The sequence below is a fragment of the Mucilaginibacter gracilis genome, assembly GCF_003633615.1.
Classification (GTDB): domain Bacteria; phylum Bacteroidota; class Bacteroidia; order Sphingobacteriales; family Sphingobacteriaceae; genus Mucilaginibacter; species Mucilaginibacter gracilis.
The window spans coordinates 96,493-109,954 of the sequence record NZ_RBKU01000001.1 but is presented as its reverse complement, the minus strand read 5'-3'; the positions used below and the strand labels follow the sequence as shown (position 1 = coordinate 109,954).

At 43.3% G+C, this 13,462-nt stretch carries 8 protein-coding genes; all 8 read left to right on the top strand.

The annotated features are described in order from the left end of the window. Positions 1–121: 121 nt before the first annotated feature. The 8 genes from BDD43_RS00410 (at position 122) to BDD43_RS00375 (ending at position 13,422) form a co-directional block, all read left to right on the top strand. The gene (locus BDD43_RS00410; protein WP_121195617.1) at positions 122–700 is read left to right on the top strand and encodes an RNA polymerase sigma-70 factor; all 579 of its coding nucleotides are present in this window, start codon (positions 122–124) and stop codon (positions 698–700) included. Positions 701–785: 85 nt separating this feature from the next. Further along, positions 786–1,970: a FecR family protein gene (locus BDD43_RS00405; RefSeq protein WP_121195615.1), complete on the top strand. Its 1,185-nt coding sequence runs from the start codon at positions 786–788 to the stop codon at positions 1,968–1,970. A gap of 293 nt (positions 1,971–2,263) precedes the next feature. Further along, positions 2,264–5,560 (top strand): SusC/RagA family TonB-linked outer membrane protein, encoded by a 3,297-nt coding sequence (locus BDD43_RS00400; protein ID WP_162846942.1) that lies wholly within the window; start codon positions 2,264–2,266, stop codon positions 5,558–5,560. 10 nt (positions 5,561–5,570) lie between these two features. Next, on the top strand, positions 5,571–6,989 hold the full coding sequence (locus tag BDD43_RS00395) for a RagB/SusD family nutrient uptake outer membrane protein (protein ID WP_121195612.1): 1,419 nt from the start codon (positions 5,571–5,573) through the stop codon (positions 6,987–6,989). A gap of 19 nt (positions 6,990–7,008) precedes the next feature. Next, complete coding sequence (locus BDD43_RS00390) at positions 7,009–8,169, top strand: redoxin domain-containing protein (protein ID WP_121195610.1); 1,161 nt, start codon at positions 7,009–7,011, stop codon at positions 8,167–8,169. Positions 8,170–8,262: 93 nt separating this feature from the next. After that, positions 8,263–9,588, top strand: a complete 1,326-nt coding sequence (locus BDD43_RS00385; protein WP_121195608.1) for a S8 family serine peptidase — start codon at positions 8,263–8,265, stop codon at positions 9,586–9,588. An 18-nt stretch (positions 9,589–9,606) separates the two neighbouring features. Continuing rightward, the gene (locus BDD43_RS00380) at positions 9,607–10,122 is read left to right on the top strand and encodes a hypothetical protein (RefSeq protein WP_121195607.1); all 516 of its coding nucleotides are present in this window, start codon (positions 9,607–9,609) and stop codon (positions 10,120–10,122) included. 15 nt (positions 10,123–10,137) lie between these two features. Beyond that, positions 10,138–13,422: a family 78 glycoside hydrolase catalytic domain gene (locus tag BDD43_RS00375; RefSeq protein WP_121195605.1), complete on the top strand. Its 3,285-nt coding sequence runs from the start codon at positions 10,138–10,140 to the stop codon at positions 13,420–13,422. Positions 13,423–13,462 lie beyond the last annotated feature (40 nt).

Here is a 13,462-nt window from a genome sequence, read left to right as displayed (position 1 = left end):
TATTGGAAGTACTGGTTTTTGCCAGTTAACAAAATGATAATACAGTTATAAATAGGTATTTACCCGATTATTGTACAAATTTGTTCCAAAAAAGCGTTAAGTTTAAGCGACAGTAAATTAAATGACGTCAAATTATAACCATAGCACTATTGATTCGCCCATTTATTTGAGCGATATGGTTGTATTTGATCAGACTTATAAGAGTTATTATCACCCGCTTTGTTTTTACGCGTCAAAATTTGTCGGTCGGAACGAAGCGGAAGATATTATTGAGAACCTTTTCCTCAAATTCTGGAACAGAAAGCAGGTGTTCAAAGATACGGCGCATATGCAGGCTTCCTTATACCAGTCCGTGCGCAATGCCTGCCTGGATTTTTTGAGATCGCCTAAAAACAAAAACCATATCGACACCACCATACTTGAAGCGCAAAGTTCAGCTACCGAAAATCACCTGAGCCTGCTGATCAAAGCCGAAGTAATGGCAGAAATTTACCGCGCCGTAAACGATTTACCGAGCCAATGCAGTAAAGTGATCCGGATGGGCTACCTGGAAGGTCTGAACAATTCTGAGATTGCCAAGGAACTGGGTTTGTCTGAACAGACGGTCAAAAACTATAAAGGGCGGGGACTAAGCCTCCTGAAGGATAAGCTTTCCGGCAGCGCATTTACGATGCTACTGCTTTTAATTACCTGGAAGTAAGTTATTTATAAAATAATTTAAAAATACCTGTATTTCAATAGGTACTTTTTGAGCCGAAGATCGTGTTGTCGACAAACAGGCTAAAATGGCAAACGGTAACCCTGAAGAAATTCAACGCATTATTTTCCTGATAGCGGGTCAGTTGAATGGCAGCCTCACGACACAAGAGCAAATGGAGCTTGAGAACTGGCTCTCGGAGGATAGCGACAACCAGGGGCTTTATGACGAACTAACAGATGCCGATTTCCGCTCGGGTGTGCTTCAGGAATGGAGACCCGAAACAGCGGAGCGATCGCTGGATAAAATCAAAGAGAAAATAACGCAGCAAAAAAAGCCGGTGCTATGGCGGCGGATTGTTGCGGCGGCTTCCGTTATTATCGCTTTGTCCGCTGGTACCTATTTTATTTTACACAAAACCGAACCGCAAAATACCGTCGTCCATCAGCCTAAAGACTTTGCTCCCGGCAGCAATAAAGCGACACTGACACTCGCGAACGGGCAAAAGATCATCCTGACCAAGGGCTTGACCGGCCAACTTGCCCAGCAAGGTAATACTGCTATACGGGTGAACGACAGCAATAACATCACCTATACAGCAGATCAACAAACGAGCACAGGGCAGACCGTATCCTATAACACGCTGGCTACAGCAAAAGGCGAACAATCGCCCTATCCGCTGGTTTTGGCTGACGGAACCAAGGTCTGGCTGAATGCCGAATCTTCCATCACTTTTCCAACAGCTTTTCCGGGCAGAGAAAGGATAGTCAATATAACAGGTGAAGCTTATTTTGAAGTCGCCCATAATGAAAAGCAACTCTTCAAGGTCAACTACCAGGGCCAGACCATCGAAGATATTGGTACCGAGTTCAATATCAATGCCTACGATGACGAGCCTGTTCAAAAAACCACGCTGATCGAAGGCAGCATAAGGATCGGTAATTCAGAACATAGCGCTATCTTGAAACCGGGTCAGGCAGCCATTCGAAAAGCCGGAACTGATGATATAAAAGTCAACCCGGCTAATACCGCCGAAGCGACCGCCTGGAAAAACGGTCTGTTCAAATTTAACAGGACCGACATCAAAACCGTCATGCGGCAGATCGCCCGCTGGTACGACGTAGATATCCGTTACGAAGGCGCACTGCCAAAGAAAACATTGTCCGGCGAAATCTACCGTTCCGTCAACGCGTCCGAAGTGCTGCAGCTTTTGCAATACGCGAACGTTAAATTCCGGATCGAAAAAAAGACCATTATTATATTACCTGAATAAACTAATTGATCAACCCTTTAAACACATCAGGCATGAACAAATCTTTACAAGAGGAAAAGTAAAAGGAAAACACCGGTTAACAGGCATAAAAAAACCGCAGCAATGTTCTCAGGCCTTGCTGCGGGAAATGTCCGGGTTAACCCATTTGTCCCGATGGATCGGGATGAATAAAAAAATCGGTAAGAACTATTTTATTGCAATTAACCCCAACATGACAAAAGTACATGAAAATTAACTTTTTTGCTACAGCTATGCCCAAAGTATGGCTGCCACCTAAAAAAATCCTCCTGGTTATGAAATTAACCACCCTCTTATTGATCGTCTGTTTGATGCAGGTAAGCGCCAAAACGTTTAGCCAAATATCGATCAACGTCAAAAACGCCCCTTTGGAAACTGTACTTGAAACCATCAAGCAACAGAGCGGCTACGTCTTCGTCTACGACGGCGACCTTTTAGCAGACAAAACCGTCACCGTAAAACTCAACAACGTTTCCCTTAATACTGCCCTTGAAGAATGTTTCAAAAACCTGCCACTGACTTTTAAAATCGTCAAAAAAAATGTGGCCATACAACCCAAAGAGCAACCCTCTCTCCTCCAAAAAGTAATCGATAAAATAAAAGAAAGAACCATTTCCGGTGATGTCCGCGATACCCTGAATGTTGCATTGGGGGGTGCTACCATCCGGGTAAAAGGTAAAGAAATATTTACGACGACCAATCCAAGAGGGAGTTTCAAATTAGATAAGATCAATACCGGAGATATTATTGTGGTAAGTTACATAGGTTATCAGACTAGGGAAATAAACATAACCGATGACGATGGGTATTTTGTACGCCTCGTTCCCGCTACAAATAAATTGGACCAGGTAGTTATTCAAGCTTATGGTGTAACCACGCAGCGTCTAACAACCGGCAATATCGCCAAAGTTACTGCCGAAGAGATCGCCCGGCAGCCCGTAATGAATCCCCTGCTGGCCTTACAGGGAAAAGTGGCAGGACTTGACGTCACGCAAACCAGCGGTTACGCCAGTGCGCCTGTTAAAGTGGAATTACGGGGCAGGAATTCGCTCAATGATCAGATAACCTCAGACCCTTTATATATCATTGACGGTGTTCCCCTGACCGTATTAGAAGTTGGAGGAGCTTCAAATTATAATTCAGGTTCAGCTGGATTTTTGCAAAACGGAAATATTAGAGGCCCGGCAGGCGGACAAAGTCCTTTTTTTAACGTCAATCCCGGTGACATTGAAAGCATCGAGGTACTTAAAGACGCGGATGCACTGGCCATTTATGGCTCCCGGGGTGCCAATGGCGTTATCTTGGTGACGACAAAAAAAGGCAAGGCCGGAAAAACGAAAGTTGACGCGCATGTTGACCAGGGCATAAGCAGGCAGACCCGCTTTTACCAACTGATGAACACGCAGCAATATTTAGCGGTCAGGAAAGAAGCCTTTAAAAATGACGGGATAGATTACACGCAGTCACGTTATTTGCGCAGCGCTTATGATTTGGTTCAATGGGACCCAAACCGATATACGGACTGGCAGAAAGAATTATATGGGGGTACTGGCAAAACAACCGATGCCAGTCTGGGTATTTCAGGCGGCAGCGCCAATACGACCTTCAGGATCGGCTTGGCTTACAACCATAGCACCAGTATCTTGACCGCCAGCGGCGCCGATCAAAGGGGAACCCTTTCTGCCAATATCAATCATAGCTCGACTGACCAAAAATTTACGATCGCATTAAGTACAGCTTTTTCCTTCACGCAGTCCGATATGGTCAGTTTACCCGGAAATTTTACAATGCCGCCTAATGCCCCGGCAATATATGACGCAAATGGCAATTTAAATTTTGCAGGCTGGGGTGCCGGACGTAATCAATTTCCGTTTGGCGTTTTAAAGCAGCCTTATGACGCTAAAACCAATTTACTGAACACGAATCTTGTATTAGGTTACAAGCCTTTTAAAGGGTTCAGCGCAAGTACAAGCATTGGTTACAATATAGCCCAGGCCAACCAGGAACAACTATTTCCTATCATTTCCCAAGACCCCATCAATAATCCTACCGGCACGGCTCAATTTGGGAATAACAGCAATAAGAATTTAATTATCGAGCCGCAATTGTCTTATACTACACAGATTTCAAAGGGGAAATTAAGTTTATTGCTCGGCGCGTCCTATCAAACCACAACTACAGACGGCCTATACGTCCAGGGCACGGGCTACACGAATGATGCCTTACTAGGCACGATATCCAATGCTCCGACCCAATTAGCGTCTGACAATTTCGCCCAATACCGCTACGCGGCAATTTTTGGGAGGATAAACTATAACTGGGACGATAAATACTTGCTTAATATTTCAGGGCGCAGAGACGGATCTTCAAAATTTGGCGCTGGCAAGCAATTTGGCAACTTTGGGGCCATCGGCGCGGCCTGGATATTCACCCAGGAAAGCTTTTTTAAAGAAAACTTACCTTTTTTAAGCTTTGGAAAAATAAGAAGCAGTTATGGCATAACCGGCAGCGACGGAGTGGGCGATTACCAGTACCTGTCGCGTTGGTCATCAGAAAATACTTATACCTATAATAATATTCAGCCGCTGGTACCGCTACAGCATGCCAATCCTAACTTCCAATGGCAGGCCAATAAAAAACTGGAAGCGGCAATTGATTTAGGATTCTTGAATGATCGGTTTTTGCTTTCAGCTGCTTATTACAGGGATCGCGTGGGCAATCAATTAATAGACTTTCCGATTCCGGAATATACTGGATTTTCAACGGTAACAGCCAATTCCCCGGCCCTGGTGCAAAATAAGGGTTTAGAATTTGTTTTCAGTGCAAAAATAATCAAGACCAAAGACTTTGACTGGTCGATGAACTTTAACACGTCATTTAACCGGAATAAGTTATTGGCTTATCCTAACCTCTCTTTATCACCTTACGCGAATAGGTTTGTCATCGGGCAGCCTTTAAACATCGTTAAACTGTTGCACTATACCGGGGTTGATCCGCAAACAGGCTATTACACATTTGAGGATAAGAACCACGATGGAAAAATCAGTAATGTCCCCTCTGAACCTGCAACAGATGACCGTTATGTCTATGACCTGAGCCCCAAGTTTATTGGCGGCGGGGGGATGAATTTCAGCTACAAAGCATTGCAGCTGAGCTTTAGTTTTAACATCAAAAAGCAGATAGGCAGAAACGTGACCAATCAGAACATTCCAGGAAAACTCGCCAATCAGCCAGCCAGCGTCATCGGTACCGAATGGCAAAAGCCCGGTGATATTGCTACCACAGCTAAATTTACGACAATTCCAGGATCGGATCGAGGTTATGGTTATTTCTCGGGTTCCGATGCCGGGTTTACCGATGCTTCTTTTATCCGGCTGTCAAACTTGTCGCTGAATTATAGTGTTCCCTCGGTTTATGCAAAAAAATTGGGCTTGGAGGGATGTTCGGTATTTCTTAATACGAACAATCTTTTTACGATTACAAGGTTCAAGGGCATAGATCCTGAGGTACAAAATTTCGGCGGCTTGCCGCCTTCACGTATAATAGTGCTGGGGCTTTCGTTAAATCTTTAATTTATTCATCATGAAAATAATCTTAAAATATTCGAACGTTCATTTTTGGCTGGGCCTGATCGTTTTAACACTTGGCTTCTCCGCTTGTAAAAAGCTGGTCAGCATTCCAGCGCCGGTCAATTCTATCACAACTGCTGAAACATTTAGCACCGAAGCAAACGCGACGTCTGTTTTAGCAGGTATTTATGATCATATGATAAATACTAGTCGTAACGCCGGCATCGCAACGTATGCTAGCGGGGAAATTACACTTTTAGCCGGTCTTTCCGCAGACGAGTTAATTGCGCCCGGTCAGGGATATGATGATTTTGTAAATAACCAATTATTACCAGATAATCCATTAATCGATGGTAACTTGTGGGCACCTGCGTATAGTGATATTTATAAAGCCAATGCCATCATTGAAGGTGTGACCGCATCAACAGCACTTACACCGGCTGTAAAAAATCAATTAATAGGGGAAGCAAAATTCGTCAGGGCCTTTGTGAATTTTTACCTGGTCAATTTATTCGGAGACATCCCTTTAGTGACCACGACCGCCTGGCAGCAAACCGCAAACCTCAAAAGGACCACATCTGCGCTTGTTTATCAGCAGATCATCACCGATTTGAAAGATGCGGAAAGTCTACTTCCAATCGATTATTCCGTTTCGGGAGGCAAACGCATAAGGCCCAACGCTTTATGCGCAAGCGCTCTACTTGCCCGCGTTTATTTATATACGGGGGATTATCCCAACGCTGAAATAGAAGCCTCCAAAGTGATCGGAAATAGTGCTTATAGCCTACCGGGCGACCTTAATAGCGTATTTTTAAGGGGCAGCAAAGAGGCCATCTGGCAATTGCAGGTCAACGACAATTACTATCCCTATTGTACGCCGGAAGGCAATTCCTTCATTCCTACTGATCCTACCAATCCACCCGTTTATTACCTGACACCGCAATTGATCGTTGCTTTTGAACCCAATGACCAGCGCAAAAGCGCCTGGCTTCAGGTACTGAATATATCGGGGACGGATTTCTACTACCCCTATAAATACAAGATTCAGCAAGGGCCGGCAACCGGCACCCCGGAAGATTATATGGTACTACGCCTGGGGGAACAATACCTGATTCGTGGGGAGGCCAGGATCAGGCAAAATAAAATTGCTGACGGGATCAGCGATCTGAACGCGCTGAGAAACCGAGCCGGCTTAGCTGCTTTAAGTAATACATTGACACAATCCGCTGCGATCAATGCAGTCTTACAGGAAAGAAGGGTAGAACTTGTTTGTGAATGGGGGCACCGCTGGCTCGATCTCAAACGGACCAAAACCGTAGATGCTATATTGTCAGCGACCAAGCCAACCTGGAAATCTTACCAGGCACTGTATCCCATACCGGCTAACGAACTCATATTAAATAATAACCTGACCCAAAGCAGCGGCTATTAATCAATCTAAACTAAAAATCATGAAAAAATACAGCATAATTTATGCACTTATCATACTGCTGTTGCCTTTGTTTTCTGCTGCACAAGAAAAAGCAGGCTTTACAATCGAGGGGCATTTGCAAGGTCTAAAAGAAGGTGAAAAAGTTACACTTCGTCCTTTTTATCATGGGAAATATACACCCGTTTTAGATTCTGCTTTTGTCAAAAATGGCACATTTAAACTTATTGGAATCATTCCTGACGGCCCGCGATATGTTGAAATACTTTTTGACAAGCATACAGAAGGTCTTGATAAAAAAGTTGTCAGGTTATTACTTGATAACAATGAAAATATAACACTTATCAGCGGTGATATCAATTTAATTGAACATAATTACATTGATGCCTACATACAAATTTGCGGTAGTCAATCCAATGAGGCATATCGGTATTTGCGGCCAGCATTTACAACATACGTGCAGAATATCAAATCTATAGACAATGCGTTGAATAAACTGAAAGATTCTGTTGGTTTTAATCCGGACGTTGTTGGAGAGTTGTTAGCAGAAAAGCAAAAAATTCATTATCTGTATAATGCAGTTGTCCTCAACGATCAGGACTTTGCTCAAGCTAAAAATTTGTACAGCACCTATACTTTCGAGTATCATTTGCCTTATTTAGCGGAAAATTACAACAACCTTTCAGAAAAAGAAAAAAACAGCTTTTATGGACAGAAAATCAAAGAACGCGTCCCTTTAAGTGTAAGCCAACCTTTTCCCGATTTCAACCTACCAACGCTGGATGGAAAAATGGTGTCCTCAAAAGCAGTTTCTTCAAAAAGCAAACTGACGCTGATCCATTTCTGGGCATCGAATTCCGTCGATCGGGAACAATATCAGCAAGAGTTACGACTCATATACAAGAAATACAATGCCAAAGGACTTTCTGTGATAGGCGTTTCATCGGATAAGAATATGGTTGAATACAAAGCCCGGGTAATGGCCGAAGAATATCCTTGGCCCACTGTTTCGGATCTAAAAGGCGACGAAGGAATAGTTGGAAAACAATACTTTGAGTATAGAAATCCAAAAGCGCCAAACACCACCAATGTATTGGTTGATGCCACTGGGAAAATTGTTGCCTGGGACGTCTACGGTTTGGAACTGGAATGGTATTTATGGAAATACTTAGATAAAAAATAACCATTTTTTCTATCGAAAGGGCTGACCTGAGCTAGTTAATGCTGTTTCAGTAATCAAGGTATCAACTGGTCAGCCCTTATATCAATTAATAATATGAAAGTTATTTTAGTATTTGCGGTGATGCTGGTTAGCATTGCTAAGCAAAGTTTTGCCCAGGGAATAAATTGGCAGGCAAAAGATCTGGAAAAAGATGGTGTGTTTGGTGTCAGCGCAAATAAAGCATATTCAGACCTCTTAAAAAACAAAAAAGCAAAAACCGTCATCGTCGGTATACTTGATGCGGGTCTGGACACCTTGCATGAGGACCTAAAAGCGGTTTTATGGTCTGATCCGAAAACCGGGCACCATGGCTGGAACTACATAGGGAACGAAACAGGTCGGGAAGATTTAGTAAACTTAACAATCCAAAAGGACAGTGCGTTTTATGACAGTTTATCTTTAGGTACGGTCCCGCAAGAATACCGTAAAGGCTATCAGGCTTACAGGCAAAGTAAAAAGCTAAAATTAGAACTGAACGAAAAAATTAACAATTTAAAAGATCAGGTATCAGTCCTTGAAAAGGAAAATAATCCCGAAAATGCGAAACTTATCAGCCTGGTAAACTATCATTTGGCCCACGGATTAAATGCCGCGAACAATGAAGCAGACACAGCGAGTGGCAATGCCGATGTTTATCCAGATAAAATACTGCCATGGCCCAGCACTGACCCCGGGCATGGTACGCATGTCGCTGGGATCATAGGTGCAGTACGTGGGAATGGTATTGGCCTGAACGGCATCGCCGATCATGTGCAGATCATGATGGTTAAAACCAACGGGAACTTAAGAGAGATCAGGGATAAAGCAATTGCCAACGGTATCCGTTATGCCGTAGACCACGGTGCAAAGGTAATCAACATGAGTTTTGGTAAACCTTACACCTGGGATAAAACGGCTGTTGATGACGCCATAAAATACGCTATGTCAAAAGATGTATTGTTTATTCACGCAGCAGGTAACACCTCAAGCAATTTAGACAATAGCGTCGTGTATCCCACCGCAACCTATGACGATGGTAAAGACAAAGCTGACGCTTTCATTGTAGTAGGCGCGTCGGGGCCAAAAGATGATCAAACGCTCGCGGTTGACTTTTCAAATTACGGGCAAAAAACTGTAGACGTCTTCGCACCCGGCGTGGATATTTATTCAACATATCCCGGTAATGAATATAAAACATTTAGCGGCACAAGTATGGCCGCACCTATCGTCGCAGGGATTGCCGCACTGATCCGCGAATATTATCCAAAATTAACAGCAGTACAGGTGAAAGATATCATTATGAAAAGTGTCGTAAAGAGGGACGTACTTAAAGACAAATGTGTGTCAGGCGGTGTAGTCAACGCTTATAATGCGCTTAAGTTGGCAGCTACCTATAAATAATTATAAAAAGAAAATTTGATGAAAAATAAATTGACGGGCCTTTGTGCCCTATTAAGTTCGTTTTTGCTGTTGATATCGATAAACGCAGTAGCGCAGGATATAAAAGTCGATCTTTCCGGTAACTGGAAGGTTAATTATGAACAAAGTTATTTTGGCGATGCGCCCACCTACACCGCCTACAAGGCCTTGAAAATAGATCAAAAAGCAGATCTGATCACTTTTGCCAAAACAGATGTTGTAGACGCAAATACAGATACCATTGTAAACGAGCGTTTACCTTTAAATGGGGATGTTTTTCAATACATCGACGCCAATGGTAGAACGCGAAAATTATCCGTTAAGCCCACTGAGGACGGCAAAACGCTTAACGTAAATATGACGGCTTCCTTAATAGGTGATCCTACCAAAGAACAATTCCGGGGTAACGAACGGTACAGCCTTGATGCGAGCGGAAAAGTACTGATTGTCAAACGGACCGTGAAAGACAATACCGGCTTTGAATATTACATAAAGGTTGTCTACGATAAAGAATAGTTTTTAAAACTGTCAATGAAAGCCTCTAGAATCATATTGTCTGGCTGTTTGCTATTAATTGGGTGTAACTTATGTTGCGCCCAATCAATCCTGTTTACAAAAGCACAATGGATCAGTCCGTCCTATCAGGAAGATACGGTTAGTCGGCCTTGTCCTGTTTTTACAAAAACATGGATTACCATAAAGCAGGTCAAGAGTGCAAAATTGTATATAACCGCTTTAGGTTTGTATGAAGCAACGCTCAATAATACCAAAGTTGGAAATGCCTATTTCACACCTGGCTTTACGAGTTACAATAAACGCTTGCAATACCAAACCTATGATGTAACCAATTTATTAAAAAAGGGCAAAAGTAATATCAGCGTTACAGTTGCAGATGGCTGGTATCGCGGCGTATTCGGGGGCAATATCAAACAGAACAATTACGGCAAGCAGGCAGGTCTACTGTTACAGTTGGTAGTCACCTTTACTGACGGCACCCAACAAATTATTAGCTCCGATGATAGCTGGAGTTGTGGAACAGGCATGACCCGCTATGCGGATTTTTACGGTGGCGAAATGCAGGATACCAGGCTTACCCATATCATCAACGAATCGCCCGTAAAATACTTAATGCCGCAGAAATTCAGTTTAGTACCTACTACAACAGAACCGGTCACCCGGCACGAAGTGTTCAAGGCGAAGCACATTTTAACTAATCAGGTCATTGATTTCGGGCAGAACCTGGCTGGTTTTGTGCGGCTTAAGGTAAAAGGAAAAGCCGGGGATACGGTCAAAGTTTACCATGCAGAATTACTGGACAGCGCGGGAAACTTATATACCGGCAACCTGCGTGACGCCAAGGCAGAAGATGTTTACGTACTGAATGGAAAAGAGCAGGTATTGGAACCGCACTTTACCTATCATGGCTTTCGCTACGCGAAGGTGATCGGCATAAAAATCAATAAAGATAATTGCACGGCTGTAGCGCTCTATTCAAATATAAAGCCTACTGGAACTTTCGCCTGCTCTAATCCGATGATCAACCAGTTGCAGCATAACATCCTTTGGAGTATGAAAAGCAATTTCATGGATATCCCTACGGACTGCCCGCAAAGGAGCGAACGCCTGGGCTGGACAGGAGATGCACAGGTGTTTTCCAGGACAGCCGCTTTAAACGCCAACGTCCTGAATTTCTACAGCAAATATTTGCAGGATTTGGCAGCTGATCAAGGGAAGAACGGCGGTTTGCCGAATATCATCCCTGATGTTTATACGCATACATTAGAAAAGAAAGGTGGTGTAGCAGGCTGGGGAGATGCTTCAACGATTATACCCATGACCATGTATGAAATGTACGGTGACAAAAACGTTTTACAACGCCAATACAGTTCCATGAAGGCCTGGGTAGATTTTATCAAGAAGCAAAGTCCGGATAACCTTTGGGAAGTAAACGGTTATGGGGATTGGTATGCTTTAGGAGATTCTACGAGTCTTCATTACATTGACCAATGCTTTTATATCCATTCCACGGAAAACCTCATTAAAGCCGCAAGCCTTTTACATAATGACCGTGACGTAAAAAGCTATACCGCATTACTGAAAAATATCAAAGGCGCTTATACCAAAGCTTACGGACACTTTGATACCAAAGCCATCCAAACCCAAACGGCTTATGTCCTGGCATTGGCCTTTGACTTGCTGCCGGAAGAACAAAGGCCAAAGGTCGCCGCCTTGTTGGCCCAAAAGATAAAAGACAATGGCAACAAACTGGCAACCGGATTTTTAGGAACGCCTTACCTGCTTCCTGTACTCAGCAAATTCGGCTACAGCGACCTTGCCTATCAATTACTATTGCAGCAAGAATGCCCAAGCTGGCTTTACCCGGTCACCAAAGGTGCTACTACGATCTGGGAACGCTGGGATGCGATACGGCCAGATGGTAGCGTACAGGAAACTTCCTTCAATCATTTTTCATACGGCGCAGTCGGACAATGGTTTTATGAAAACATAGCCGGGATTCAAGCTACTTCACCCGGCTATAAAACGATCCGAATTAGCCCCGAGATCGGTGGAAACCTGACCTGGGCGAAAGCGACTTACAAAAGTCAATATGGATTGATCAGGTCATCATGGCAATTGAAAGGCAAACAAGTCATCTTAAAAGTCACCATTCCAAAAAACACCAAAGCCATCGTTTATGTACCGGGAAAAGACAGTATCAAAGTTGGCCCTGGTAGTTATAAATTTAATGGAAGCTTTACATCGTCAGGCGACAATGACGGCCCTTATGTATATTATTCCGGTAAAAGCATATGGGTCAAATCAGTAAATAATGAAAAAGTAACAAGTGATAGTTTACCGATTACCGAGAAAGCAAAAACCACTATCAAGATCCATTTTAACGGACACCCGTTATGGGACTTTAATTGCAGGCTCAAATCAATTTTGCGCAACGAGCCGGTGCAATATGCTCCCGTTAATAAACTGTTTGTGGTTTCAGACATTGAAGGAGAGTTTGAAGCCTTTCGTGGTTTACTGATCGCCAACAAAATAATCGACAGTAAATACAACTGGATCTTTGGTAAAGGCCATTTGGTGATCTGCGGTGACCTCTTTGACCGGGGTAAAGACGTGGTTCCCTATTTGTGGCTGCTCTATAAATTAGAACAGGAAGCTAAAAGTAAAGGCGGTTATGTACATACGATCTTAGGTAATCATGATATCATGAACCTCAGCGGTGATTTTCGTTATGTAGACCAAAAATATTTTAATACAGCCAGTAAGCTAAATCTAACCTATTCGGAACTCTTTTCAGCAAAAACGGAATTGGGCCGTTGGCTCCGAACAAAAAATATTGTAGAAAAGATCGGAGACCGGCTTCTTCTTCATGGGGGAATTTCGCCTCAGATCAATGCCTTGCGGATGCCATTAGAGAAACTCAATAGCTCATGCAGGTCATTTTATGATCAACCCCGGAAGGAACTACCGGCAAACGTAGCACCGCTTTTTGGCAAAGACGGGCCGTTCTGGTACCGGGGTTACTTTATGGAACCACGCGCGACTTCCGCGACCATCGACAGTACATTGGCTTTTTATGGCTGTAAGCAGATCATTGTCGGCCATACCATCCTGGCAAGAAATATTGCCAGTTATTACAATGGAAAAGTAATCGGAATTGATGTAAATGAACATGAAGGCAAACGCGCGGGCCTACTCATTAACAATAACCAGTGTTATATAACCGACGAGCAGGGCCATCGCAAAAAACTGATTTACAAAAAAGAAAATGACGCAATCAAACCGGAAGATATTTTATAAACAGGGCACTCAAAAAAATATCCATCAACGAACATAGTCT

Bases quoted from the DNA above. Each gene is read 5' to 3' on its own strand.
- BDD43_RS00405 (WP_121195615.1), top strand. From the start codon at position 786: ATGGCAAACGGTAACCCTGAAGAAATTCAACGCATTATTTTCCTGATA.
- BDD43_RS00380 (WP_121195607.1), top strand. From the start codon at position 9,607: ATGAAAAATAAATTGACGGGCCTTTGTGCCCTATTAAGTTCGTTTTTG.
- BDD43_RS00410 (WP_121195617.1), top strand. From the start codon at position 122: ATGACGTCAAATTATAACCATAGCACTATTGATTCGCCCATTTATTTG.
- BDD43_RS00400 (WP_162846942.1), top strand. From the start codon at position 2,264: ATGAAATTAACCACCCTCTTATTGATCGTCTGTTTGATGCAGGTAAGC.
- BDD43_RS00395 (WP_121195612.1), top strand. From the start codon at position 5,571: ATGAAAATAATCTTAAAATATTCGAACGTTCATTTTTGGCTGGGCCTG.
- BDD43_RS00385 (WP_121195608.1), top strand. From the start codon at position 8,263: ATGAAAGTTATTTTAGTATTTGCGGTGATGCTGGTTAGCATTGCTAAG.
- BDD43_RS00390 (WP_121195610.1), top strand. From the start codon at position 7,009: ATGAAAAAATACAGCATAATTTATGCACTTATCATACTGCTGTTGCCT.
- BDD43_RS00375 (WP_121195605.1), top strand. From the start codon at position 10,138: ATGAAAGCCTCTAGAATCATATTGTCTGGCTGTTTGCTATTAATTGGG.